Here is a 25,589-nt window from a genome sequence, read left to right as displayed (position 1 = left end):
GCCACGAAGAAAGCGTGGTCACGAAGGGTTGACTGCCCGAAAGGGCACTCCTAGGGTCTGCGGACAACGGTTTCCTGGAGTTTCCGCAGCAGGCGGGAGCGGCGGGCCGGGCACGGACGATTGGGGCACGACGATGGGGCTGACTCGGGGCCGATTCCTGTCGCTGATGGGGGCGGGCGCGGCCGGCGTGCTACTCGGCGGCTGCGCCAAGTCGCCCCCGCCGATCGACGTGACGGCGTCCCGGTTCGACGCGCCGGCCCGCGGCACGTTCAGCCTGTGGTGTCGCGGCGGCATGTCGCCGGTGAGCCAGTGGCTGGTGGACCGCTTCCACGCCGCGCAGGACCAGGTGCGCGTCGACCTCACGCCCGTGCCGGACGGGCAGTACGTCACCAAGCTGGCCACCGCCATCCGCGGCGGCCGGGTGCCGGACCTGGTGGACATCGACGACATCAACTCCGCGGCCTTCATCCACCGCGGCGTCTTCGCCGACCTCACGCCGCTCATCGAGGAGTTGCCGTTCCGCGACCGGCTCAGCCCCGGCCATCTGGCCCTCGCGGAGCGGAACGGGCGCTACCACGGCGTTCCCGCCCTCGCGGACAACTCGGCGCTGTGGTGCAACCTCGACCTGCTGGACCGGGCCGGCGTCGGGATCGACGACGCGACCGGCTCCTTCGAGGGCTACCTGGAGGCGGCCCGCGCCGTCTCCGCGCTCGGCGACGACATCCACGGCTGGTCCTATCCCGGCAACGGCAGCGGGGCGTTGGCCTTCACCGTGCAGCCGCACTTCTGGGCGGCGGACGCCGACCTCATCGCCGGCGAGATCGGCGACCAGCGGGCCACCATCCGGGACAACGACGCGCTGCGCCGCACCCTGCGTTTCCTGCACACGCTGTGGGACGAGGGCCTGGTGCCTTCGAACGCCGACTCCGACGACGGGGCGCTGTGGGCCGCCGGCTTCCACGAGGAGAAGGTGGCGATGATCCCCAACGGCTACGGCATCATCAGCCGCGACGCGCCGGACGGGCTGCTCGACCACACCGCCGTCCGGCTGCTCAGCGGCCCCGACGGCGGCGGCTCGTTCTTCGACGGCGGCAACAACTTCTGCCTGCCCAACGGCTCCGAGAACCCGGTGGCCGCCTGGGAGTTCGTGCGGTTCTGCCTGGAGGTCGAACAGCAGGCCGCGCTGCCGGAGAGCGGCTACATACCGGTCCGCTCGGACGCCGCGACCGCCGACTACCGCGAGCGGTTCCCGCTCGCGCTGCCCACCCTGCTCGACATCGACGCCGGACACGCGCCGCTGTCGCTGGCCTACAACCGCATCTACAACCAGAACGACGGACCGTGGCTGGCCATGTTCCGGCGGGCGGTCTTCGGCGGCGACGTCGACGGCGCCATGGCCGACGCCCAGCAACGCTTCGACGAGATCCTGCGCCAGGGGGACGCATGAGCGCCACCGCCACCCGATCCGCCGGCCGACCAGCCGAACGCCCCGCCGCCCGACGGCGCCGGGGGTCGCTCACCAACCCGCCGTCCACCGGGCTCGCGCTGGTGATGCCGGCCGTGCTCTTCGTCATCGTGTTCGTCTTCACGCCGCTGGTCGTCGCGGTCTACGTCTCACTGACGGACTTCCCGCTCATCGGCGACTACGAGTTCGTCGGACTCGACAACTACTCGTTGGCGCTGTCCGATCCGGTCTTCCGGCACTCCCTGCTCTACACCCTGACCTACACGGCGATCGTCACCGTGCCCATCCTGGCCCTGGGCTACGGGCTGGCCGTCCTGGTCCGCGCCAACCGGCGCGGCTCCACCCTGCTGCGCACCGTCTTCTTCCTGCCGTTCATCATCGGGCTGACCACCATCAGCTTCGTGATGCTGCTGGAGGCCCAGCCGAACAGCGGCGCGCTCAACGTGCTGCTGAAGTCCCTGGGCATCACCGACGGCACGACGGCCTGGCTGGTGGACGGCCCGCTGGCCACCGGCCTCATCTGCGTCCTGGTGATCTGGGGCACCTCGGGCCTGACGATGGTGCTGCTGCTGTCCAGCATGCAGGCCATCCCCCGGGAGATCTACGAGTCCGCCGAGATGGACGGCGCCGGCTGGTGGCGCACCGAACGCGACGTCACCCTGCCGATGGTGCGCCGCACCATCGCGTTCAGCACCGTGATCTCGGTCATCGGCTCGTTCCTGGCCTTCACCCAGTTCCTCATCCTCACCCAGGGCGGGCCCGGCTCTGAGACCACGACGGTGGTCATGTCGATCTATCGACGCGCCTTCGTCGACCTCCAGTTGGGCGCCGCCACCGCGATGTCGCTGATCCTCGTGCTCGTCATCGCCGTCATCGCCGCCACCCAGCTCTGGCTGCTCCGCGAAAAGGACTGAAGCCCATGGCCACCACCACCGTCAACCGCTCGGCGCGCGGCCGGAGCGAGGACCGTGTCAAGATCCTGCTCTACGCGCTGGGCGGCGGGGGCGCCGCGCTCGTCTTCGCCGTGCCGCTGGCGTTCGCGCTGGTCCGCTCGCTCCAGTCGAACGACGTGATCATCGGCGCGCCCAGCTGGTCCACCTTCTTCGACTGGTCCACGGCCAACTTCACGGACCTCTTCTCCCAGGGCTCGCTGGCCCGCCCGGTGCTGAACAGCCTCATCGTGTCGCTGTCCACGGCGGCGCTCACCGCGCTGCTGTCGACGCTGGCCGGGTACGGCTTCGCGCGCTACCGGTTCGGCGGTCGCGGCGTGCTGTTCAGCGTGCTGGTGCTGACCATGATGGTGCCCTTCCAGGCCATCCTGACCCCGCTCTACCTGCAGATGAACACGATGGGCCTGACCGACTCGCTGTTCGGCCTGGTGCTCTTCTACACGACGCTCAACCTGCCGTTCGGCGTCTTCGTGATGCGCAACGCCTTCGCCGCCGTGCCCGGCGAACTGGAGGACTCGGCGCACATGGACGGCGCCGGCACGCTGCGGATGCTGCTGTCGGTGATGCGGCCGCTGGTCACGCCGGGCGCGGCGACCGTGGCGCTCTACGCGTTCCTGGCGTCGTGGACGGAGTTCCTCGGCGCGCTGACGTTCCTCACCGACCAGGACCTCTACACGCTTCCGGTCACGCTGGCCAACCTCCAGCAGGGCACCTACGGCACCGTCGACTTCGGCCTCCTCGCCGCCGGCGCGGTGATCGCGATGATCCCGTGCGTGGTGCTGTACGTGGCGCTGCAGCGCTTCTACGTGGCCGGTCTCACCGCCGGCTCCGTCAAGGGGTGACGTCAGGGGACGAGCGCGTCGAGGGTGCGGAGCCTGACCGTGAACGCCAGCCGCTGGCCGGCGGGCGCGGTCCAGCGCACGACGGCGGTGTCGGCCGACGCGTCCGACGCCACCAGGGTCGGGGCGGGCCAGTCCGCCGGGGGCGCGCCGCTCGCGGAGCCGAACGCGTCGAGGAGCCGGGCCGCCGCGGCCCAGGGCACGGCGGCTCCCGGTCCGGTGCCGGTCCCCGTTCCGGTCCTGGTGAAGCCCTGTTCGAGGATCCACCGGGCCGCCCTGCCGCCGGTGTCCGCGAGGGCGACCTCGGCGCGCAGGATGGTGGCGCCGGCGCCGAGGGGCAGCGTGCACAGGTCGGTGCCGCCGCCCGCGGTGATCGAGCCCGTCGTCTGGGTCTCCCGCTCCGCGGCCTGGACCAGCCCGGTGCTGGTGTCGTAGGCGAAGACCCAGTCCCTGGTCCCCTGCCACTGGGTCAACCCGGCGTCGGTGGTGGAGACGGCGCCGCCGACGAACGACACGAGCGGCGCCTGGTGGGGCAGCGTCCAGGGGATCGGCGCCGGGGCGGCGGCCGGCCTGCTCTTGCGGCCGCCGATGATCCGCACCGGATGCGGCACGGTCTCGCCGGAGAGCACGAACACCGACGTCGCGTCGGGGCTGGACCAGAAGTCGCAGTTGACGAAGGTGTAGTTGCTGTGGAAGTTGTCCGCGCCGCCGAGGCTGTTGTGCGAGCTGTCGATGATGACGCACGGGCACCGGGTGGTGTCGCTTCGGTTCGTGTCGAGGGTGCAGCTCTCCAGCACCAGATGGCTCAGCAGCGAGGTCATCACCGCGGCCTGCCACCTCCGCTCCTCGGGCGGCACCAGCGGAACGTTCTCCGAGCTGATCGCGATGCTCACGCCGTGGAACGAGCCGTAGGACGCCGAGGAGGTCAGGAGCACGGGCACGATCGAGCGCTGGTTGCCGATGTACCAGTCCCGCGCGAAGATCCCGATGTCTCCCGTGGCCACGAAGTCGTACTGGGCGCCGCGGCACTGGAACCGTTTGACGTTGACCAGCGCGGTGTTGCCGCTCAGCTGGAGCCCGAGGCGGTCGGCGGCCACGTCGACGTGTTCGAACTCGGCGAGGTAGGACTGGCCGCGGAAGCGGATGCCGTCCCGGGCCGCCGACACCTTGACGCGGTCGAGGACGGCCGGCGCGAGCTGACCGTAGACGCCCGTGCCCTGCGGGGACTGGAAGCCGAGGTCCCGCACCGCCGGCGTGGCGTAGCTGGGGATCCCGTCGAAGTGGTGCGGCAGGTAGACCAGCACCGGCGCCGCTCCCGGCGGCCGGCCGTACCAGGTGTAGCCGACGGTGAAGACGTCGACGTCGCGGTCGAAGTTGACCAGCAGCCGGGTGTCGCCGTTGCTCGCGTTGTCGGTGGGGAACTTGGCGGTCGGCGCGGTGAACGGCGCGGTCCTGGTGGCCCGGGCGGAGATCCGGAGGGAGTCGATCCGGCCGGGGAACGCCCTGCGCACCGGGTGGTACTCGGGCCAGGAGGCCGCGCTGTAGAGGCCGAGGTAGACCCCCTCCTCGACGGCCTGGGTCAGCGGCCCGCCCGCCTCCCCGTCCGCCGTCTCCTTCATGACGGTCGTCGTCCCCGGCGCCCCGGCGAACAGCCGGAGCCGGTCGCCGTCGTAGGTGAGCGCGAGGTGCGTGGTGACGCCGACGGGCACGGCCCCGGGCAACCGCAGGGTCGCCTCCCGCCCGCCGACGGTCACGGTGGCGGAGAGCGTGAGCGCCGCGGCCCCGGCGACCGTCACCAGGAACAACGTGAAGGCGTGGTGCTGCGGATCCCGCGCGTTCCGCCGCCCGGAACTGGAGATGACGGCCATGGTCCCGGCCGGCGTGCCGTCGACCCGGACGGTGCACTCCACCGAGAACGCGCCGAGCCCGTCCAGGTCGAGAGCCGCGCTGTCGCGGAGATCCAGCGTGTCGAGGCGCCCCGGGTCCAGCGCGCCGGCCCGGCCCGGTCCTGACAGCAGGGCCTCCCCGGTGGGCAGCGGCCCCACCTCGGCCGGGCAGACGCACAGGGCCGGGCCGTGGTCGCCGGTGTTGAACCGGATCACGCTCGTCTCCCGGCTCTCGCCCCGCAGTTCGATGCCGGGCAGGCCGCTGACGAGCAGCGGGCGGCCGATGTTGTAGAAGCCCGGCGGGAAGTACACCGTGCCGGTCCCCGTGGTGCCCATCAACGACGCGATGGCCGCGGTGATCGCGACCCAGTCGTCCGTCCTGGCGTCCGCCCTGGCGCCGAAGTCCAGCACGTTGGCGAGACCGTGCCGCGCGGCCACGGTCAGCACGCCCAGCGCGTCGCACGTGCCGACCGTCCAGGAGTCCTCCTGGAGCGGGACCTGCCGCACCGCCCGCGCCGACGCGTCCACCACGACGGTGCAGGCCGGCCCCGCCGGCAGCCCGCTCGTCGCGGCGGGCACCCGCTCGCCGGCGGCGAAGTACGTCACCGCGGTGCCGGCCACCGCCGGCTGGGCGGCGACCCCGGTCACCGTCGTCCCGGCGGCGAGCGCCGCGGGGACGGCCTTCGTCAGCTTCTCCGGTTCCAGGGGATCCCTGGCCGAACAGAGCACGTCCCCCACGGCGACGTCCACCGCGACCACCGCTGTTGCCATCGCCCGCTCCCGCCTGCCGCGCGGCCACCCGGCCCGTCCGGCCGTGAGCCGAGCGAAGCCCACCGCCGGGGCCGACACCGGCCCCGCCGCCCAGATTCACCCGATCGTGGGACACGCACCGGCCGGCCGCCGGCTCAGGCCTCCGCCTCAGCCGCCGGCCGGGGCGGGCTCCGTCGCGCCACGGTGAGCAGCGGCGCGGCGACCAGGGCGGCGGCCACGAGGATGCCGAACGCGACGGTCAGGGCCGAGGTGTAGCCGTGCACCGAGGCCGCGGTGCGCGCGGCCGGCCCGTGCGACACCAGGTACGACGCGGTGGCGCTGGCCGCGACGGTGTTGAGCAGCGCGGTGCCGAGGGCCGCCCCGAGCTGCTGGGCGGCGTTGTAGGCCGCCGACGCCGCCCCGATGTCGTGCCCGTGCATTCCGGCGGTGGCCAGTCCGGCGGTCGGCGGCAGGACACAGCCGAGGCCCAGCCCGGTGAGCAGCAGCGCGGGCGTCAGGTAGAGCGGCAGGACGTCGGTGCTGTCCGCCGTCAGCCGGGTCAGCAGGAGAACGCCGAGGGCCGCGGCGAGCAGTCCCGGCAGGATCAGCGCGGCGGGGGCGACGCGGCCGTGCAGCCTGCCGGCGATCAGCGTCGCGCCGACCAGGGCGGCCAGCGCGTTGATGATCAGCGTGAGGCCCGCCTGGATCGGCGAGTAGCCGAGGACCGTCTGGGTGTAGTAGCTCATGAAGAGGTAGAAGCCGAACATCGCGACGAACATCCAGGTGATCGCGAGGAACGCCCCGCCGCGCACGCGGTGCAGGAGGACCCGCATCGGCAGCAGGGGGTGGGCGGTGCGGAGTTCGACGGCGACGAACGCGGCCAGCAGCAGGCCGCCGCCCAGCAGCAGCGCCAGCACCGGCGGCGATCCCCAACCGCGCGGCTCGGCCTCGTTGAAGCCGTACACGAGCGCGGCGAAGCCGGCGGCGCTGAGCAGCGCGCCGGGAACGTCGAGGCCTCCGGCGCCGCGGATCGGTCGGTCCCGGGGCACGAACGCCGTGCCGAGCGCCGCGAGGAGCGCGACCGGGACGTTGACGTAGAGGCACCACCGCCAGCCGGCGTACTCGGTCAGCAGACCGCCGGCGATCAGGCCGACGGCCGAGCCCGCGGCGCCGACGGCGGCGAACACCCCGAGCGCCCGGCCGCGTTCGCGCGTCTCGGTGAACGTGGTCGTCAGCAGGGCCAGCCCGGCGGGCGCGAGGGCCGCGGCGAAGGCGCCCTGCAACGCCCGCGCCGCGAACAGCACGCCGGGTCCGGTGGCGGCCCCGCCCAGCGCCGACGCCGCGGCGAAGCCGAGCAGGCCGACGAGGAAGGTGCGGCGATGGCCGAACGAGCCGCTGATCCGGCCGCCGATCAGCAGCAGCCCGCCGAAGGCCAGCGCGTACGCGGTGATCGCCCACTGGCGGCTGGCGTCGGTCATCCCGAGCGCGGCCTGGGCGGAGGGCAACGCGATGTTCACGATCGTCCCGTCCAGCACCACCAGGAGCTGGGCGGCGCTCACCGCCAGCAGCGTCCACCGTCGCCGCCGCGCGGCGACGAGGTCGGGAGGCCCCACGGAACCGGTCGTCTCGCGCTGGGTCGTCTCTGGTTCGGTCATCCGCCGCTCTTCTCTAACGTGGTTCGAATCTCCCTAACAATGTTAGGGACGGCGAACAACGTACTACACTGCTGGCACCGGTCAGGGTGATCAGGACAGGAGGTGGCGATGGCCAGGCAGCGCGAGCAGGGTGACGTCCGGAGCGTCTGGCTGCGACCGCGTCGACCGTCCCGCGGCGAGCCTCCGTTGACGCTGACCCGCATCGTCGACGCGGCCGTCGCCCTGCTCGACGAGGAGGGAATCGACCGCCTCACCATGCGGCGGCTCGCCGAGCGTCTCGACGTCGTCGCACCGTCGCTGTACTGGCATGTGGACACCAAGGACGACGTCATCGACCTGGCCGTCGACGCGATCTTCGGCCGATCCGCGCCCCCGGCGGTCGGCGCGTCCCCCTGGCGCGACGCCGTCACCACGGTGCTGACGGTCTGGCGGACGGCGCTGCTCCGCCACCCGTGGGCCGCCGCCGTCCCGGCCCGACGGCGCCCGACCATCGGTCCGAACTTCCTCGCCTGGATGGAGCTGCTGCAGGCGACGCTCGTTCGCGCCGGATTCACCGGCAAGGGCCTCCCGGCGGCCACCTGGGCGCTCTACAACCACGTCATGGGCTCCGCGTCGGCCGAGACCGCCCTGCACATCACCGACGAGGAACGACGCGTGGGCCAGGAGCGGCTGCGAGCCGACCGGGCCCGCTACCCGACCCTGGCGGCCAACGGCTACCTCTACGACGACGACTGGGACGGCAGCTTCACCACGGGCCTGGACTATCTGTTGGACGGCCTCCAGGCACAGCTCGACCGCGCCGAGTAGCCCGTACCGGCCCTGGCCGCCGGGTCGTGGGGGCGTTCACATGGGAGGGCGTACACGTGGGGAGCGTTTCACGCGTGGGGCGTCCAGCCGGTCGTGGCGGCCCAGGACTCGGCGACCGTGATCACGAGGTCCACGACCGGGTCCTTGACGTCGGTGTAGACGCCCGTGTCGTCGACGGCGTCCGCGAGGACGCTCTTGAAGCGGGCATAGGCGGGGATCGCCTCGGGGTGCACCCGGAACCAGTCGCGGAACAGCAGCGCGAGCCGCTCGTTGGGCGAGCCCAGGACGCGCACGTGCAGGTTGACGTCCTCGTCCGGCCGCCCGGAGCGTGACCACAGCCGCTTCGTCCAGCGCTCCGGGTCGTCGTCGCATCCGGCGGGGACGTGGTCGTGCCGATGGCGGCTCCGCTCGAACCCCAGGTCGGCCAGGGGCCCGTCGAAGGCGCGCGCGGCGTCGTCGAGATCGTGGACGCTGACCTGCAGGTCGAGGATCGGTTTGGCGGCCATGCCGGGGATTCCGGTGCTCCCGATGTGCTCGACGCGCAGGGCCGACGGCGCGAGAGCGGAGCGCAGTTCGTCGGCGAGGGCGAGCCCTCGCCGGTGCCAGGTGGGGTCATGGTCGACGACGAGGGGCGCGAGCATCGGGTTCCTGGGCATTCGGCCCACCTTACGGGACCGGGCCGCGGCCGCGCTCGGCGCGGCGGGTCAGGGTGCGGGGGAGGCGGCGGGCACCGGCAGCAGCGGGGGCGTGGGGTGGGTGTCCGGGGGTTGTTGGGTCGCCGTGTCGTCGGTCGGGTGGCGGGTCAGGGCGAGTTGGGAGATCGCGTTGGTCAGCGAGATCGTTCCGTCGGCGGCCTCCGTGAGCTGCCAGCGCTGGGTGCGGTCGTCCGCCGCGCAGGGCTCCACGGTGAGCACCGCCCCGGCCTCCAGCGGCGCGCCCAGGTAGTGGGTGCCGCGGACCACGTCCAGGCAGCGCTGAGTGCCGGCGGCGCGGAGGCGGTAGTAGCCGTCGTCGGTCGGGGTCAGTTCCCAGGTCGCCGCCGAGTCGCCGGCGAACACCGCCTCCGAACCGGCGACGGCCAGCCGTTCGGCGTCGGAGCCCGGGACGGTGAGCGCGTAGCCGCCGGCGGGCAGCGGCCGGCGGTCCACGTTCCGCCAGCCCGGGGCGTGCCCGACGCGTTCCGCGAGCGCGGCGAACGCGGCGTACGTGTCGGCCGGCCGCGGACTCCCCCAGGTCGCCTGGGCGATGAAGCGCAGCGGCAGGAACGCGGCGGCCTCCACCTCGTTCTCCGTCTCGGCCGACGCCGAGTCCGGCCACAGGGTGATCTTGGCGCCGGTCACGCCCGGCTGTTCCCCGGTCAGCGTCTCGCCCTCGAAGACCAGCGGCGTCCAGCCGCTCTCGTAGAGCTGCTCGGTGTCCATGTGGAAGCCGCCGCGCACCAGGTAGAGCGCGTAGGCGGCGTTCATCACCCGGTGCCCGTCCGCGAGCAACGAGGAGGGCCGCTGGCCCGGTTCGGCGAGCCAGTACTCGACCTGGATGTCGTCGTCGACCGGGATGGTGTGCTCGCCGGTCAGCCCGTCGTTCCAGATCCGCAGCGTCCTGCCGTCCCCGCGCACATGCGCGTTGACGCGGTTGACGAAGTCCACGAAGGCGTCCTGCGGCATGGCGTCCGGTCCGAAGCGGTCCTCCGCGTAGGCGGCGATCTGCGGGTAGTTCGCGTACTGCGAGCCGAGCATGTACTCGTCCGCGCCCATGTGCCAGTAGGGCGTGTCCCACACGGTCAGGGCCTCGTCCAGCAGGCCGGTGTAGAAGTCGAACGCCGCCTGTTCGGTGATGTCGAGGCGGCTCGGGGAGCGTTCGCCGGCGGTGTCGGTGAGCTGGAGCTCGGGGTGGTTCTCCAGGTACGGGTCCATGTGGCCTGGGGAGTTGATCTCCGGGACGAGGGTGATGTGGTACTTCCGGGCCATCGCCGACAGCTGCCGCACCTCGTCCCGGGTGTAGTAGCCCCAGAACCGGGTCCTCGGGTACGCGTCGCTGGCGACCTTCGCCTCGATCCACAGCTGGTTCAGCTTGTGGTACGCCATGTCCCGCATCAGCCGCTCGAACCACTCCAGCGACACGTGGATGTAGCAGGCGCAGACGCCCACGCCCCGCTCCGGGTATGCGGGTTGGTCGACGGTGCTGCCGCGCGGGAGCGTCTCGCCGCCGGACAGCATCTGGAGGACGGTGCGGGTGCCGTAGAAGGCGCCGTCGTCGGTCGCCCCGGTCACGCGCACGGCGTCGTCGACGGCGAGTTCGTAGCCCTCCGCGCCGAGGGCGGCGCGGCGGGACGGGTCGAGCGTGAGCACCACGTCGCCGGGCCGCACGTCACCGGCGCTGTCGGTCAGGACGGGCAGCCGGAGGCCGGTGGCGTCCGCGAGGTCCGCGGCGAAGGTGTCGGCGTCGGCGCGGAGTTCCTCGTCCGGTACCAGGATGCGGGAGGCGGGGGTGAGGCGGAGGCTGCCGGAGCCGGCGGTCCAGTCCGCCAGCGCGGGCAGCGCCTCGGGGACGGCGGCCGGGGCCGGCGCCTGGCGGGGCGGTGCGGACGCCCCGGCGGCGGGTGGCGCGAGCAGGGCCAGGGCCACCAGGAGCACCCAGACCGTGCGGCTCACCGACCGGCTAACCGAACGAAACAGCCGCATGATCGACCACCTCTCACCACTTCCGCCCGAGAACGACCGCTGACTACCCTCTCCCTAGCTGTCCCGAACCTGTCAAGATTGGCGGCGCGGTCATGTCCAACTCCCGCTCCATCTCCCGCAGAGAGGTGCTCGCCGCGATGGCGGCGACCGGGATGGCGACCGGCGCCGGGGCCGGCACGGCCGCGGCGGCCGGTGGTTCGGCAGGTGCGGCGGTCGGTGCCCCGGCGGGTGCGGCGGTCGGCCGGGCCGCCGTGGAGCCCGCGCCCGTGCTGCCCGTCGACCCGTCCGACACCCCGGCCCGCATCCTGGAGAAGGCCGCGAACATCGTGCCCCGCCCGTCCCAGGTCGCCTGGCAGCGGCGGGAGATCATCGCGTTCACCCACTTCGGGATGAACACCTTCACCGACCGCGAGTGGGGCTCGGGCATGGAGGCGGAGTCCCGGTTCGCCCCGACCTCCGTGGACGTGGCGCAGTGGATGCGCGCCTACCGGGCGATGGGCGCCGAACAGGTCATCTTCACCGCCAAGCACCACGACGGCTTCACGCTCTACCCGACGCGTTACACCTGCCACTCCGTCGTCGCCAGCCCCTGGTGGGTGCGCGCCGAGGGCTGCGAGGACGCGGACGCCGTGGCCCGCGCCCGCGCCGAGGCGGAGGAGCGGCGGGGCGCCGACCCGTCCGCGTACTGGCAGGTCAGGAACGCCGGCTGCGGCAACCCCGACGGCGACCTGCTGGGCGTCGTCGTGCGCGCGGCCCGGGAGGCCGGGCTCCGCGTCGGGGTCTACCTCTCGCCCTCGGACGGCGCGGAGTTGCCGCACCGGTGGCACGCCGACACGTACCTTCCCTACGTCCGCGCGATGCCGGAGTCCGAGCGCGGGTACGCCGAGCGGGCGACGTTGGAGGACGCCCCGGCACCGCCAGCCGGGCACGGCCGCTTCGGCAACGGCAGCGCCGCGACGCCCCGCACCATCCCGACGCTGGTACCGGGCGACGACCGCGCCGAGGCCGTGGCCGACGGCCGGCTGCCGTCCTTCGACGTGACGCTCGACGACTACGACGCCTACTACCTCAACCAGGTCTACGAGTTGTTCACCGAGTACGGCCCGATCGACGAGCTGTGGCTGGACGGCGCCAACCCGTGGGCCGGATCAGGGATCACCCAGGAGTACGACTTCACCACCTGGTTCCGGGTGATCCGGGCCCTCTCCCCCGACACCGTGGTCTTCGCGGGGCCCCAGGGAACGCGCTGGGTGGGCAACGAGGACGGCGTCGCCCGCACCACCGAGTGGAGCGTCGTCCCGGCGACGGCCGACCCGGACACCGCGCACAACGAGGGCCTGATCCCCGGCGGCGCGCAGGCCGGGGACATCGGCTCCCGGTCCGTGCTGACAGGACCCGACGTGCGGTACCTCCAGTGGTTCCCGGCGGAGGCGGACTTCTCCATCCGGCCCGGCTGGTTCTACCACCCGGACGAGACGCCGAAGACGCCCGCCCAACTCGTCGACCGGTACCTGACGTCCGTGGGCCGCAACGCCGTGATGCTGCTCAACGTCCCGCCCGCCCCGAGCGGCCGGCTCGACCGGGCCGACGTGGACGCGCTCACCGGTTTCGCCGCGACGATCCGCGCCACCTACGGCACCAACCTGCTGGCCGCCGCGGCCGACCAGGACCCGCTGATCGCCGCCCTGACGGACGACGCGCTGGACACCGGTTGGACCCCCGCGGACGAGGCGACGACCGGCACCCTGGAGCTCCGCCTGCCGCACCCGGTGACGTTCGACCGGATCCGCCTCGGCGAGGACATCACGCGCGGCCAGCGCGTCGAGGACTTCGCCGTGGACGCCCGGACCGGCACGTCCTGGTCCACCGTCGGCACCGGCACCACCATCGGCTACAGCCGCATCCTGACGCTCCCCACCCCCCTCACGACCACCCGCCTCCGCCTCCACATCCGCATCACCCGCGCCACCCCCCACCTCGCCTTCGCCGGGCTCTACCTGGCCCGCGGGGCGTAGGTCGGCTCGCTCGGGCGTTCACCCGACTGGCCCAGCGGGGCACCGCCGTGGGCACGTTTCCGGGTGCCCGGGTGGGGCCCCGCGGCTAGCCTCGGAGGGCACGGTGTGTGACTGTCCGGCGGAAGGAGCGTGGTCAGTGTGGCCCGGACCCGCCGGCTGATCCTGAGTCCGCCGTCCACGGTCTGGGGCCTGCTGTCCGACGGCCGTCGGTACGGGGAGTGGGTGACGGGCACGCAGCGGGTCCTCGCGGCGGACCCGAACTGGCCGGACGTGGGCGCCCGGCTGCGCGTCCGGGTCGGCGTCGGCCGGCTGACCCTCGACGACGCCTGCGTCGTGCGCATCTGCGAACCGGAGCGCCGTCTTGAGCTGGAGGCGAAGGCGGACCGCTTCGGCGCGGCCCGGATCGCCATGAACCTGATCCCCTGGGACGAGCACACCCTGTTCGTCCTCGACTGGCACCCGTTGCGCGGCCCCGGAACCCGGATGCACGGGCTCCCCGTGGACTACGTCGTCGCGGTCCGCAACGGCATGATGCTGACGAAGCTGGCCCGGATCGCGGTGCGCGAGCAGCGCCGGACTACTCCGTTTGCGGGAGCCACGAACCAGTCACACGATGACCGGGAAGGAGACACTCCCTAGGGAAAGGGGTCGGAGTCATGCCTGCTCAGTGGTTCCCGGAAGCCACCAAGAACGACCTCGGCGACCACGCGCCGTGCGAACAGGACAAGCCGCCCAAGGCGATCGCCCATATCACCGCGGACGAGGAGGCCACCGCCTCGCGGCCCCTGCCCCTGAAGCCGTTCGCCGACCTCAAGAGCTTCTTCACCGGAAGCGGGAGGGGCTCGGCACCGCACATCCTGTGGGATCCCTTCACCGGCAAGTTCGCCCAGTTCTTCCCGGCCACCTCCCGCTGCAAGGCGCTGGCCGACCCGCCGGGCGGCATCAAGCCCAACCGCACGGGCAAGGTGGTCATCCAGATCGAGGCCCTCTTCTTCCCGCACTGCCGGGTCGGGAACAAGGTGTTCGCGAAGCTGACCGACACCCCGCTCAGGGGCTGGGACGAGTTGCACGCGTGGGTGCGCTCGTGGGGCGTGCCGGACAGGTGGCCGATGGGACGGCCGACCTCCCTCACCGTGAAGACCGCGCCGCTGTCCGTGTGGAACTCCAAGCCCGGCTGGTACGCCCACGCCAACGCTCCGGAGAACGACCACAGGGATCCGGGCACCTGGCCCAAGCTCGCCTGAGCCTGAGTGCTGTGGTGGCCCGGGCCGCCCGTCTCAGGGCTTGAAGGCGACGCCGACCCAGAGGCTGACCTCGGCGTCCGTCGGGGTCTCGCGGGCGCTCCCCTCGGGTGTGTCCGGGCGCCAGCGGTGGGCCACCTCGATGCCGGGCTCCACCAGGTCGAGGCCGGCGAAGAAGCGTTCCACCTCCTGCTTCGTGCGGACCTGCGCGGGGGTGCCGCTGGCCCGGTAGATCTCCACGGCCCGCGCCGTGGCCTCCGGGTCGAAGTCCGGGGTGGCGTGGCTCATCTGCAGCGCGGAGCCGGACGGGAGGGCGTCCAGCAGCCGCCCGATCAGGCCGTGCGGGTCCCGCTCGTCGGGGAGGAAGTGCACGATGGCGTTGAGGCTGAGCGCCACCGGCCGGCTGAGGTCGAGCGTGGCGGTCAGCTCGGGCGCGGAGAGGATCTGCTCCGGCTGGTTGGCGTCCGCCCTGATGTAGGCGGTGCGCCCCTCGGGGGAGCTGTCCAGCAGCGCCTGGGCGTGGACGAGCACCAGCGGGTCGTTGTCGACGTACACCACCCGGGACTCGGGCCCGACGCCCTGCGCCACCTCGTGCAGGTTGGGCCGGGTGGGGATGCCCGTGCCGATGTCGAGGAACTGCCGGATGCCGTGCTCGGCGAGCATCCGGGTCGCCCGGTGCATGAACGCGCGGTTCTCCCTGGCCAGCACGACGATGCCGGGATACACCGTCACCGCCCGTGCCGCCGCCTCGCGGTCGGCCTCGTAGTTGGTCTTGCCGCCGAGGAAGTGGTCGTACATCCGGGCGGAATGCGGCCGGTCCAGGCGCAGATCCTCCAGCGTCACCTCCGAAGCCGCCCCCGCGGCGGGCTGGTTGTCGCGCATGCTGAGCCTCTCGTCGCCTCTCGCCGTCTCACCTTACGATCAGTCAGATTAACTGCGCGGGGCACCGGTTTCGTTCCGGCCGGCGTGAAGATCCGGCGGAGCCGACCCCGCGAACGCGCGGGGTCGGCCGGCCGTCGGGCTCATCCGGTCACGGCAGGACCACGATCTTGCGGCCGAGGCCGGCGGCGAAGCGGTCGAGGGCGGCGGGGTACTCGGTCAGGGGGAGGCGGTCGCTGATGAAGACCTGGGGGTCGAGGATGCCGCTGGCGAAGAGTTCGGCCGCGCGTTCGTAGCTGTGCAACACCGCCATCGAGCCGGTGATGGTGATCTCCCGGTTGTAGATCTTGTACGGCTCGATGGTGGCCGTCGCCGCGTAGTCCGAGACGCCGAACTGGAGGAAGGTGCCGGCCTTGGCGACCCGGCCCAGGCCGTCCTGGATGGCCGCGGCGTTGCCGGTGGCGTCGATGACCACCTCCCAGCCCTCCGGGCGGTCGAACTCGTCGGCGCCGGTCGCCGTGCGGGAGCAGCCGAGCGTGCGGGCCGTGACCAGCCGGTCGGCGTTGATGTCCACCACGTCCACGCCGGCGGCGCCGGTGCGCTTGGCCAGTTCCAGCATCATCAGCCCCATCGTGCCCGAGCCGTAGATCAGCACCCGGGCGCCGAGCGTGGAGCGCAGCACGTCGTAGCCGCGCACCGCGCAGGACAGCGGCTCGATCAGCGCCGCGTCCTGGAGGCCGACGTGGTCGGGCAGCCGGACGCAGTTGGCGACCGGCGCCACCGCGTACTCGGCCGCGCCGCCGGACACCGACACCCCGATGGCGGCCCAGCGGTCGCAGAGGTTGGCGTGCCCGGTCCGGCAGTAGCGGCACTCGTGGCAGTAGAGCGAGGGGTCCACCGCGACCCGGTCCCCCACCGTCAGCTCGGTGACCTCGGCGCCGACCCCCACCACCTCGCCGGCGAACTCGTGGCCCGGCACGATCGGCAGCCGGGGCGCGAACTCGCCCTGCAGGATGTGCAGGTCGGTGCCGCACAGGCCGCAGGCGGCGACGTCCACCACCACCTCGCGCGGCCCGGGGGCCGGGTCGGGAACCGTGGTGAGGGAGACCGTGCCGACGGATTCGATGAGGGCGGCTTTCACTTGACTGCTCCTAGCGACAGGCCCTGGACCAGCTTGTCCTGGGCGGCGAACCCCGCGGCGAGCACCGGCAGGGAGATGGCGATCGAGGCGGCGGACACCTGGGCCAGGAAAAGGCCCTGGCTGGTGATGAAGCTGGTCAGGAACACCGGGGAGGTCTCGGCGATCACGCCGGTGAGCACCCGCGCGAAGAGCATCTCGTTCCAGCTGAAGATGAAGCAGATCAGCGCGGTGGCGGCGATGCCGGGGAGGACGATCGGGGCGATCACCCGGCCGAGGATGACGGGCAGCCGGGCGCCGTCGAGATGGGCCGCCTCGATGACCGAGACCGGCACCTCGGCGAGGAAGGACTGGAGCATCCACACCGCGATCGGCAGGTTCATCGAGGTGTAGAGCAGGACCAGCAGCCAGACGTTGTCCAGGAAGCCGGTGTTCTTGGCGAAGAGGTAGATCGGCAGCAGGCCCGCCACCACCGGCAGCATCTTCGTGGAGAGGAAGAAGAAGAGGACGTCGGTCCACTTGCGCACGGGCCGGATGGACAGCGCGTACGCGGCGGGCAGCGCCAGCAGCAACACCAGCAGCGTCGAGCAGACGGACGCGGTGGTGGAGTTGATCAGCGGCGGCCACGGGTTGCTGCCGAAGAACTCTCGGTAGCTGCCGAGCGTGAGCGGGGCGGTGAGGTCGGGCGGATTGCTGGCCGCGTCCGACTCGGCGTGGAACGAGGTCAGCAGCATGTAGGCCACGGGCAGGAAGAAGACCAGGCCGGCGAGCCAGGCCAGCAGGCCGAGCGCCGAGGCGCGCACGTTCCGGCGCGGTCCGGCCGAGCGGGGCCCGGTCGAGCGGGACCTGGTCGAGGCGGCGGTCGAGGTCGCGGTCGCGGTGCTCATGAGCGGCTCCCCTCCTCACGGAAGAGCGAGGACACCACGCGCAGCGCGAAGGTCGCGATGACGAGGGAGCCGATGACCACCAGCACCCCGGCCGCCGACGCCACCCCGTACTCCTGCGCCTGGTAGAACTCCTGGTAGATCGAGTAGGGAAGGTTCGCGGTGTCCAGGCCGCCGGCGGTGATGGTGAAGACCGCGTCGAAGTTCTGGACGATGTAGATCGAGCCGAGCAGCGCGCCGAGCTCCAGGTAGCGCCGCAGATGCGGGAGCGTCAGATGGCGGAAGATCTGCCAGCCGCTGGCGCCGTCCATCCGGGCGGCCTCCAGGGTCTCCTCCGACCGGCTCTGCAGCCCGGCCAGCAGGATGAGCATCATGAACGGCGTCCACTGCCAGATCAGCGCCACCTCGACGGCGGCCAGCGGCATGTCGGACACCCAGTCGGGCTGCGGCGCGGTGAAGCCGAAGAGGTCGCCGAACCAGGCGAGCCCGCCGTTGAGCAGCCCGTACTCGGGGTTGAAGAGCACGTGCTTCCACAGCAACGCGGCGGCCACCGGGACGATCAGGAACGGGGTGATCGCCATGGTCCGCACCAGGCCACGGCCGCGGAACCTCCGGTCGAGCAGGAGCGCGAGGAGCATGCCGAGCACCAGGCTGACCAGCACCACGGTCGCGGTGAGCAGCGCGGTGGTGACGACGGACTCGCGCAGGGCCTCGTCCTCGAGCACCGTCGTGTAGTTGTCGAAGCCCGAGAACGCCCGCTCGTCGGGATAGAGCGCGTTCCAGTCGAAGAGCGATATCACCAGCGTGACCGCGAACGGCAGCTGGGTCACCACGATCAGAAAGACCAGGGCGGGCATCAACGGCGCCCGGGTGGCCCAGGCACGGGCCCGGGAGGAGGAGGCGTTGCGCGCGGCGCTCGCGGGGGGTGCGGGGCGGCGCGCGGCCGGTGCGGGGTCGGCCGTCACGGGCGGGGACTGCGGCGGGGGATTCGTCGAGGTACTCATCGGTCCTGGTACTCCTCCGCGATCTCCTGGGCCATGTCCTGGGCTTTCTCCAGTGCCTCCCGCACGCTCTGGCGTCCCGCGATGGCCTCGCTGATCTCGTGGGAGACCCGGGTGCCGAGGTCCGCGAACTCGGGGATGCCGACGAACTGGATGCCCGGGGCGGGCCGTTCCTGGAGACCAGGGTTGACCGGATCGGCCTCGGCGATGGCGTCCCTGGTCACCTCGGCGAAGGCGGAGGCGGCCCGCTGGTAGGCGGGGTTGTCGTAGGTGGAGGAACGCTTGCCGGCCGGCACGTCGGTCCAGCTGACGGTCTCGCCGACCAGTTCCTCGTAGCCCTTGCTGGACGCCCAGCTGATGAACTCCCAGGCGGCGTCGGGGTTTCCCGACGCCTGCTGGATGCCCCAGGCCCAGGTGTAGAGCCATCCGGAGCTGTCGGTCTCCTGGACCGGAGCGGGCACGTAGCCGATCTTCCCGGCGACCGGGGAGTCGTCGGCCTCCAGGGAGCCGGCGCCGGCGGTGGCGTCGTACCACATGGCGGTGTTGCCCTGGACCATGTTGTTGAGGCACTCCGCGTAGCCGGACTGGGCGGCGCCAGCCTCGCCGTGCTCGCGCACCAGGTTCACGTAGAACTCGGTGGCCTCGACGAACTCGGGGTCGGTGAGCCGGGCCTCCCAGTCGGCGTCGAACCAGGTGCCGCCGAAGGTGTTGACGACCGTGGTCAGCGGGGCGAGGACCTCGCCCCAGCCGGGCAGCCCGCGCAGGCAGATGCCCTTCATGTCGTCCTCGGCCTCGTCCACCTGGGCCGCCAGGTCGGCGACCTGCTGCCAGGTGGGGCGGTCCGGCATGGTTAGGCCGTGCTCCTGGAAGACGTCCTCGCGGTACATCAGGAAGGACGACTCGCCGTAGAACGGCTGGGCGTAGAGCTGCCCGTCCTCCCCGGTCAGCGAGAGCCGGATGGGCGGCAGCACGTCCTCGGCGTCGTAGTCGGTGTCCTGGTTGACGTACGGGTCGAGGGCGTGCAGCCAGCCGTTGGCCGCGAAGATCGGGGTCTCGTAGTTGCTGATGGTGGCCACGTCGTACTGGCCGGCCTGGTTCGCGAAGTCCTGGCTGATCTTGTCCCTGACCTCGTTCTCCGGCAGCACCGTGAAGTTCACCTCGATGCCGGTGCGTTCGGTGAAGTGCTCCTCGGTGAGGCGCTGGAGTTGAGTCATCTGCGGGTTGTTGACCATCAGGACGTTGATGCTGTCGCCCCCCGAGCCGATCTCGCCGGCTCCGGCGCAGGCGGTGAGCACCGCGCCGGCCGCTACGGCGGCGATGAGGGAGCGCATGGTGCGTCGACGCTGACCGCGCATGCTGGGGACTCCTGGGTGGATGAGATGTGAGCGGGCGCGCGAGGGCGCCCGGGACTGACGATGTCGTCGCGGTGGACGTGGTTGTCGGAGCTGTGAGAGCTGCGGGTGGGGAGGAAGGGGTCGCCGCGGGTCAGACCCGGATGACCTGGGGTCCCTGGAGGGAGTACCGGTGCGCCTCGGCGGCGCCGAGTCTGGTGCTGGTCACGATCGCGTCCAGGTCGGAGACGGCCGCGAACCGGCAGAAGCTGGCCACGCCGAACTTCGTGTGCACGCCCACGAACACCCGGCGCCTGGCCGCCAGCACCGCCCGCTGCTTGACCTCGCTGACCGCCGGATCCGGGGTGGTCAGCCCGTGCTCGCGGGAGATGCCGTTGGCCCCGATGAAGGCCAGGTCGATGACGAATCCGGAGAGCATCCGGGTCACCCAGTGGTCCACGGTGGCCAGCGTGCCGCCGCGCACCCGGCCGCCGAGCAGCAGCACGGTGAAGCCGTCGACGGCGGCCAGGGTGCCGGCCACCGCCAGGGAGGCGGTGACCACGGTCAGCGGCCGGTTCCTCGGCAGGGACTCGGCGATGAGCAGCGGGGTGAAGCCCTCGTCGACGAAGATCGTCTCGGCGTCCCCGGTCAGCTCGGCCGCGGCGGTCGCGATCCGCCGCTTGTCCGGGACGTGCATGGTGGAGCGGAAGGCGAGCGTGGTCTCGAAGCCCGCGCTCTCCACGGGGTAGGCGCCGCCATGCGTGCGGCGGAGCAGGCCGTGCGCCTCCAGCGCGCGCAGGTCGCGGCGCACCGTCTCCTTGGCGACGCCGAGCTCCCTGGCGAGCTCGGTGACCTCGACGGACCCGGCGGCCCGGGCGGCGCCGACGATCGCGCGCTGTCGCTCCTCCGCGGTCATGGTGTCCCCCTTCGCTCTCCGCCTGCTGCCGTCTGCTGCCGTCTGCTGCGTGTGCTGCCCGTTCGGGCGTGACAGGGAAGTTCTACCGCCGGCAAACGGTACCGAACAGGCTCAAGGTGAGGATTATCGTGCCCGGATGTGCCCGAGTCCCGGGCCCGCCCGATGCGGCGCGGCGTGCGGGGAAGGCACTTTCTCCCGATCGCGACGATGCCCGGTCGGGCGTCCGGCTCGCCCGTTTGCCGCCCGTTCTCGCCCGAGGCCGGTCATGGCCGGGCCCGACGCGCCGGTTGGCCGGGTCGGTGATGGGTATGTTTGTCCCGATACTCCGGCGCCCCTGCTCACCGGGAGGTCCGCCCATGTCCGACTCCCCCACCGGCGGCCCGCTCGGCGGCCCTCCCGACGGCCCTGTCGACGGCTCGGACGCCCGCGGGTCGGCCGACGTGATCGTCGTCGGCGCCGGTCCCGCCGGCTCCGCCGCCGCGTACCACCTGGCCAGGCACGGCCTCGACGTGCTGCTGCTGGAGAAGTCCACGTTCCCCCGCGACAAGGTCTGCGGCGACGGGCTCGGCCCGCGCGCCGTCCACCAGCTGCGCCGGATGGGCGTCGACGTCACGGGACCCGGCTGGCACCGCAACCGGGGCGTGCGGCTGGTCTTCGGCGGGCGCGGCGCCGAGGTCGACTGGCCGGAGAGCACCCGCTACCCCGACCACGGCCTGACCCGTTCCCGGCACGACTTCGACGACCTGCTGGCCCACCGGGCGGTCGACGCTGGGGCGCGGCTGTGGACCTCGGCGCGGGTCACCGAGCCCGTCCTGGACCGGGACGGCCGGGCGCGCGGGGTCCGGGCGGTGGTGGGACCCGAGGAACGGCAGGTGACCTGCGAGGCGCCCGTGGTCGTCGCGGCGGACGGCGTGTCCGCCCGGCTGGCCGTGGCGCTCGGCGTGCAGCGCCTCGGGCGGCGCCCGGTGGCCACCGCGATCCGCCGGTACCACCGCTCGCCGGCCCGGCACGACGACGGCTATCTGGAGATCTGGCCGGAGCTGCGGGCCGGCCCGGGCCAGCCCCTGCTGCCGGGCTACGCCTGGGTCTTCCCGCTGGGCGACGGGCGGGTCAACGTGGGCCTCGGCCTGATCAGCCAGCGCGGCGCCGAGCGCCGGGACAGCCGCCGGCTGCTGGACCTGTGGCTGGCCCGAACGCCCGAGGAGTGGGGGCTGAGCGACCCCGGCGGGGCCGCCGGGCCGGTGCGCGGCGCGGCCCTGGGCATGGGCTTCAACCGGCTGCCGCACTACGTCCGCGGCGTGCTCCTGGCGGGCGATTCGGGCGGCATGATCAGCCCGTGGAACGGCGAGGGCATCTCCTACGCGATGGAGGCGGGCGAGCTGGCCGCCGAGCTGACGGCCGACGCCCTGGCCCGCGGGGCGGCGTCCCGGCGCGAGGCGCTGCTGCGGCGCTACCCCCGGGAGCTGCACCAGCGGCACGCCCGCTACTACCGGCTGGGCACGGCGTTCGCGCGGCTGCTGGGCAGGCCGGCCTTCGTGTCCTCGCTCGGGCGCGGACTGGTGGCCTCGCCGGCGGTGCGGCGCGTCGGCCTGCGGCTGCTGGCCAACGTGCGGGACGAGCGCGGCGGCGACGCCCTCGACCGGGTCCTCGCCCCGCTCATCCGCGCGGTGCCCGCCCGGCTGCCCCGCGCCCGCTCCTGACCGCGGGCGCCTTGCCGGCGGGCTCGGCGGCGGGCTCAGCGCGGTGGACGGCGGGCCAGGTACACGCCGCACAGTGCCCCGATCACCGCGGTGCCCAGCAGGGCGAACCACAGCGGCATGGTGACCTCGGGGATGAGCAGCCGGATCTTGGTCCGCTGGTTGTTCTCGAAGATGAAGACGAGTGTCAGGGCCGCGATCACCATCAGGACGATGCGGCCCGGCGTGAAGAACTCGCCGCTGGGGCCTTTCGGATTCCGCTGGCCTCGCTGGCCCGGCGACCTGGTACTCATGTCTCCAGCATGCGAGCCCGCGCCGGATCCCGCGCGTCAGGCGCGGGATCCGGCGCGGGGCAATGGGGCCGGAGTCGGTCAGCCGTCAGGCGTTCGCGTAGATGTGCTCGGCGAACTCCCCCACCTGCTGATCGGGCAGGTGTCGGGCCAGGTCGGCCTCGCTGATCATCCCCACGAGTCGCTTGTTCTCGTCGATGACCGGCAGCCGCCGGATGCGGTGGCTCTCCATCTCCTCCAGCACCTCGTCGGCGGTCGCGTCGCTACTGATCCATCGCGGGGTGCCCTTGCAGATCTCGCCGCACGTGACGCGGGAGGGGTCGTGGCCGGCCGCCACGCACTCCACCACGATGTCGCGGTCGGTGACGATGCCGCACATGCGCTCGTCCGGATCGTTGACGTCGCTGACCGGCAGCGCCCCCACGTCGAGTTCGCGCATCAGCTGAGCGGCCCGGTCGAGCGTCTCGGTGGAGGGGATCCACTGCGGGCCGGGGCTCATGATGTCGGCTGCGGTGGTCATGGTTCGTGCCTCCTGGGTTGCGGAGTCAGTCGTGCTCGGCGGCACCCACGCGCGGGCGGAAACCGCCGACCCCGGGCGGGTGACCGGTGTGCGCCGATTTATGCAGGGCGATCCGGGACGATTCCCCGCGGGCGCGGGTGCCGGCCGGCCGGCACCCGCGATGTCCGGCGACCGGGTGCCCGCCGACGACCGGCGCGGCCGGCAGCGGGGCGCCCCTCCAGCGACTGCGCCCCCGGCGCCCGGCCAGCGATGCCGGGGCCCTCCGCCTCGCCCCGCTGGCGAGACGCCAGCCCAGCCCGCCCGCCGGCGGGCCGGCCGCGCCCGCGGGGGCGTCGCTCCTTGTGCGGCTGAGCGGCGCAGCGACCCGGTAGCGGAGGGGCAGGGCAGACGTGCCCCGTGGGCCCAGTCGGGCGGCGCGGGGCTCGCCGACGACCGCGCCCCGGCCACCAGCGGGCGGCCGCTCGCACCCGGCTGAACCCACAGCGGCCCAGCGACGCGGGGTCCGGGGCCGGCGGCCCCGGGCTCGCCACCGACCGCGCGGCGGTAGGTGGCCGGGCGCCGCGCAGCGGCTCAGTGGCGGAGGGGGAGGGTGGGGAGGTCGGGGCGGGTGAAGGTGAAGGCGTGGGCGTAGAGGGCGAGTTCCGCCTCGACGGCGCGGACGATGTGCTCGGCGCGGCGGAAGCCGTGGCCCTCGCCGGGGAACGCCAGATACGCGTGCGGCACGCCGCGGCCGGCGGTCAGCGCCAGCAGGCCCTCGGCCTGCACGGGCGGGCAGATCACGTCGTCCATGCCCTGGAGCAGCAGGAACGGCGCGGAAAGCCGGTCCGCGTGGGTGATCGGGGACCGCTCGCGGTAGCGCGCGGGCACCTCGTCCGGCCGGCCGACCAGCGACTCCAGGTAGCGGGACTCGAAGTCGTGGGTGTCGTCGTCCAGCCAGCCGGCCAGGTCCAGGATCGGGTACTTGATGGTGCCGCACGCGTACAGCCCCGCCGTGTCCTCGGACAGCAGGGAGGCCGCGGTGGTGAAGCCACCGGCGCTGCCGCCGCGCACGGCGATCCGGTCCGGGTCGCAGACGCCGTCGGCGGCCAGCGCCCGGGCCACCGCGGCGCAGTCCTCGACGTCCACCACGCCCCACGCCTCGCGCAGCCGGTTCCGGTAGGCGCGGCCGTGTCCGGTGGACCCGCCGTAGTTGACCTCGGCGACGCCGATGCCGCGGGAGGTGAAGTAGGCGATCTCCAGGTCGAGGACGAGCGCGGCCCGGGAGGTGGGGCCGCCGTGCGCCCAGATCACGTACGGCGGCGGCCGGTCGGCCGGCGGCGTGACGTCGGGGTTCCGCGGCGGGTACACCGTGGCGTGGATGTCGCGTCCGTCGGGCCCGGCGACGACCCGGGTGACCGGCTCCGGGTAGTAGGCGGGGTCCACGGCGTCGTGGTGCGGTTCGGCCAGCACCCGGCAGTGGCCGGTGGCGGTGTCGAGCTGCACGATCTCGTGTTCGCGTTCGGGCCCCGCGGCGATGCCGGTGACCCGGGTGCCCTGCACGGCCAGGCAGGGCGACCACTCGGTCCACGGCCCCGGCACGTCCGCCAGCCGGCCGGTGTCCGGGTCGAGTATGCCGAGGCGCAGCGCGCCGCGGCCGTGCAGCACCGCGACCGAGCCGTCGTCCAGCGGCGCGAACCACTGCCAGCCGACGCGCCACAGGGCGTCGGCGAACTCCTCGTCGGCCGGGTGCAGGTTGGCTGGCGGGCCGGCCGGGTCCGCCGGATCGAGGCGGTACGGGTTCCACCAGCCGGTGCGGTCGGTGACCGCCAGCAGCGTGCCGTCGGGGGCCCAGTCCACCTGCGCCACGGCCTCGTCGGGCCCGCCGGCGACGGTGCGCGCCCCGGTGAGCCGCGGCGGGTCGCCGGTGACGTCGGCGAGCCTGAGCTCGGTGCCGTCCCAGGGCATGGCCGGATGGTCCCAGGCCAGCCAGGCGGCGTGCCGGCCGTCGGGCGAGAGCCGGGGTCCGGTGACGAACCGGTGCCGGTCGTCGGTCAGCTCCCGGACGGCGGAGCGGTCCTCCGCGGCCGCGCCGTCCAGCGGGACCGCGACCAGCAGCCGGCGCACCGCGGTGGCCCCGGGCCCGGTGAACTCCTCCAGCACGCACCAGACCTCGCCCAGTTCCGGCCTGATCACCGGATCGCACCAGCGCAGGCCGCCACCGACCCCGGACACCGGGGTCAACGGGGTGGGCACGGCGCCGCCGCCCCCGACGTCCGGCTCGACGGCGTACAGGCGCTGGTCGAGGAAGTGGCTGAAGACGATCAGCGGCCCTCCGGACGGACGCGGCAGTCCGGCCCAGGGCCGGCCGCCGTACTCGATGACCCGGTTGCGGACGTGCCACGGCGGGGGCAGCACGCTGACCGGCTCGGTCGCGCCGGGCCGGAGCCGGAGCAGCGCGCGGCGCCCGGCCTCGGCCGGGCGCGGCGCGGTCCACCACAGCTCCTCGCCGACCGCGCCGAGGAACTCGGGGCCGCCGTCGCGCGCGGCCACCAGGGCGGCGTCGATCGGGGACGGCCAGGCGCCGTACGGGACGGTGTCCCCCGGCGTGCTCGGAGGCGCGCTCGGGGACGTGGTCGAAGGCGTGCGCGGGGGCGTGCTCATCCGG

21 protein-coding genes are annotated in these 25,589 nt (G+C 73.1%); 8 read left to right on the top strand and 13 right to left on the bottom strand.

What is annotated here, in order from left to right; translation table 11 throughout:
* Positions 1–133: 133 nt before the first annotated feature.
* Genes ABGB06_RS28115 through ABGB06_RS28105 form a run of 3 tightly spaced genes read left to right on the top strand, consistent with a single transcriptional unit; the run spans position 134 to position 3,257 of the window.
* Positions 134–1,447, top strand: a complete 1,314-nt coding sequence (locus ABGB06_RS28115; RefSeq protein WP_347594400.1) for a sugar ABC transporter substrate-binding protein — start codon at positions 134–136, stop codon at positions 1,445–1,447.
* Positions 1,444–2,379, top strand: a complete 936-nt coding sequence (locus tag ABGB06_RS28110) for a sugar ABC transporter permease (RefSeq protein WP_347594398.1) — start codon at positions 1,444–1,446, stop codon at positions 2,377–2,379. Before ABGB06_RS28115 ends, ABGB06_RS28110 begins: the two co-directional genes overlap by 4 nt.
* 5 nt (positions 2,380–2,384) lie before the next feature.
* Complete coding sequence (locus tag ABGB06_RS28105; protein WP_347594396.1) at positions 2,385–3,257, top strand: carbohydrate ABC transporter permease; 873 nt, start codon at positions 2,385–2,387, stop codon at positions 3,255–3,257.
* A gap of 2 nt (positions 3,258–3,259) precedes the next feature.
* Here ABGB06_RS28105 and ABGB06_RS28100 read toward each other — a convergent pair whose 3' ends face one another.
* Positions 3,260–5,911 carry a glycosyl hydrolase family 28-related protein gene (locus ABGB06_RS28100; RefSeq protein WP_347594394.1) on the bottom strand — a complete coding sequence of 884 codons (2,652 nt, stop codon included), beginning with the start codon at positions 5,909–5,911 and terminating at the stop codon, positions 3,260–3,262.
* 134 nt (positions 5,912–6,045) lie between these two features.
* Positions 6,046–7,545, bottom strand: coding sequence for an MFS transporter (locus tag ABGB06_RS28095; protein WP_347594392.1), 1,500 nt, complete (start codon positions 7,543–7,545; stop codon positions 6,046–6,048).
* Positions 7,546–7,653: 108 nt separating this feature from the next.
* Between ABGB06_RS28095 and ABGB06_RS28090 the strand changes: the two genes are divergently transcribed.
* Positions 7,654–8,352 (top strand): TetR/AcrR family transcriptional regulator C-terminal domain-containing protein, encoded by a 699-nt coding sequence (locus ABGB06_RS28090; RefSeq protein ID WP_347594390.1) that lies wholly within the window; start codon positions 7,654–7,656, stop codon positions 8,350–8,352.
* A 68-nt stretch (positions 8,353–8,420) separates the two neighbouring features.
* Here the strand turns inward: ABGB06_RS28090 and ABGB06_RS28085 are convergent, their stop codons facing one another.
* Positions 8,421–9,008: a GrpB family protein gene (locus tag ABGB06_RS28085; RefSeq protein ID WP_347594388.1), complete on the bottom strand. Its 588-nt coding sequence runs from the start codon at positions 9,006–9,008 to the stop codon at positions 8,421–8,423.
* 48 nt (positions 9,009–9,056) lie between these two features.
* Positions 9,057–11,003 carry a family 20 glycosylhydrolase gene (locus ABGB06_RS28080; protein WP_347594386.1) on the bottom strand — a complete coding sequence of 649 codons (1,947 nt, stop codon included), beginning with the start codon at positions 11,001–11,003 and terminating at the stop codon, positions 9,057–9,059.
* A gap of 122 nt (positions 11,004–11,125) precedes the next feature.
* Here ABGB06_RS28080 and ABGB06_RS28075 point away from each other — a divergent pair, with 122 nt between their 5' ends.
* The 3 genes from ABGB06_RS28075 to ABGB06_RS28065 all read left to right on the top strand — a co-directional run bounded on the left by ABGB06_RS28075 (position 11,126) and on the right by ABGB06_RS28065 (position 14,292).
* Positions 11,126–13,048, top strand: coding sequence for an alpha-L-fucosidase (locus ABGB06_RS28075; protein WP_347594384.1), 1,923 nt, complete (start codon positions 11,126–11,128; stop codon positions 13,046–13,048).
* Positions 13,049–13,186: 138 nt separating this feature from the next.
* Positions 13,187–13,687, top strand: coding sequence for an SRPBCC family protein (locus tag ABGB06_RS28070; protein WP_347594382.1), 501 nt, complete (start codon positions 13,187–13,189; stop codon positions 13,685–13,687).
* Between the two features lie 17 nt (positions 13,688–13,704).
* Positions 13,705–14,292: a hypothetical protein gene (locus tag ABGB06_RS28065; RefSeq protein WP_347594380.1), complete on the top strand. Its 588-nt coding sequence runs from the start codon at positions 13,705–13,707 to the stop codon at positions 14,290–14,292.
* Between the two features lie 33 nt (positions 14,293–14,325).
* Here the strand turns inward: ABGB06_RS28065 and ABGB06_RS28060 are convergent, their stop codons facing one another.
* The 6 genes from ABGB06_RS28060 to ABGB06_RS28035 all read right to left on the bottom strand — a co-directional run bounded on the left by ABGB06_RS28060 (position 14,326) and on the right by ABGB06_RS28035 (position 20,438).
* Positions 14,326–15,171: an SAM-dependent methyltransferase gene (locus ABGB06_RS28060; protein ID WP_347594378.1), complete on the bottom strand. Its 846-nt coding sequence runs from the start codon at positions 15,169–15,171 to the stop codon at positions 14,326–14,328.
* A gap of 148 nt (positions 15,172–15,319) precedes the next feature.
* Positions 15,320–16,309: a zinc-dependent alcohol dehydrogenase family protein gene (locus ABGB06_RS28055; RefSeq protein ID WP_347594376.1), complete on the bottom strand. Its 990-nt coding sequence runs from the start codon at positions 16,307–16,309 to the stop codon at positions 15,320–15,322.
* Positions 16,306–17,193 carry a carbohydrate ABC transporter permease gene (locus ABGB06_RS28050; RefSeq protein ID WP_347594374.1) on the bottom strand — a complete coding sequence of 296 codons (888 nt, stop codon included), beginning with the start codon at positions 17,191–17,193 and terminating at the stop codon, positions 16,306–16,308. The genes ABGB06_RS28055 and ABGB06_RS28050 overlap by 4 nt, the downstream gene beginning before the upstream one ends.
* Complete coding sequence (locus tag ABGB06_RS28045; protein WP_347594372.1) at positions 17,190–18,194, bottom strand: sugar ABC transporter permease; 1,005 nt, start codon at positions 18,192–18,194, stop codon at positions 17,190–17,192. Before ABGB06_RS28045 ends, ABGB06_RS28050 begins: the two co-directional genes overlap by 4 nt.
* Positions 18,191–19,546: a sugar ABC transporter substrate-binding protein gene (locus tag ABGB06_RS28040; protein ID WP_347594370.1), complete on the bottom strand. Its 1,356-nt coding sequence runs from the start codon at positions 19,544–19,546 to the stop codon at positions 18,191–18,193. The genes ABGB06_RS28045 and ABGB06_RS28040 overlap by 4 nt, the downstream gene beginning before the upstream one ends.
* Before the next feature lie 130 nt (positions 19,547–19,676).
* Positions 19,677–20,438: a DeoR/GlpR family DNA-binding transcription regulator gene (locus tag ABGB06_RS28035; protein WP_347594368.1), complete on the bottom strand. Its 762-nt coding sequence runs from the start codon at positions 20,436–20,438 to the stop codon at positions 19,677–19,679.
* A gap of 356 nt (positions 20,439–20,794) precedes the next feature.
* Here ABGB06_RS28035 and ABGB06_RS28030 point away from each other — a divergent pair, with 356 nt between their 5' ends.
* Complete coding sequence (locus ABGB06_RS28030; RefSeq protein WP_347594366.1) at positions 20,795–22,138, top strand: geranylgeranyl reductase family protein; 1,344 nt, start codon at positions 20,795–20,797, stop codon at positions 22,136–22,138.
* Positions 22,139–22,173: 35 nt separating this feature from the next.
* Here ABGB06_RS28030 and ABGB06_RS28025 read toward each other — a convergent pair whose 3' ends face one another.
* From ABGB06_RS28025 to ABGB06_RS28015, 3 genes are all read right to left on the bottom strand, one after another.
* Entirely contained in the window at positions 22,174–22,428 is a 255-nt protein-coding gene (locus ABGB06_RS28025; RefSeq protein WP_347594364.1) for a LapA family protein, read from the bottom strand.
* Positions 22,429–22,513: 85 nt separating this feature from the next.
* Complete coding sequence (locus ABGB06_RS28020) at positions 22,514–22,945, bottom strand: CBS domain-containing protein (RefSeq protein ID WP_347594362.1); 432 nt, start codon at positions 22,943–22,945, stop codon at positions 22,514–22,516.
* 570 nt (positions 22,946–23,515) lie between these two features.
* Entirely contained in the window at positions 23,516–25,585 is a 2,070-nt protein-coding gene (locus ABGB06_RS28015; protein WP_347594360.1) for a prolyl oligopeptidase family serine peptidase, read from the bottom strand.
* Between the last annotated feature and the right edge of the window lie 4 nt (positions 25,586–25,589).

Origin of the sequence: Streptomyces sp. B6B3 (assembly GCF_039871525.1) — a bacterium.
Taxonomy (GTDB): Bacteria; Actinomycetota; Actinomycetes; order Streptomycetales; family Streptomycetaceae; genus Streptomyces.
This window is presented reverse-complemented; position numbering and strand designations above follow the sequence as displayed.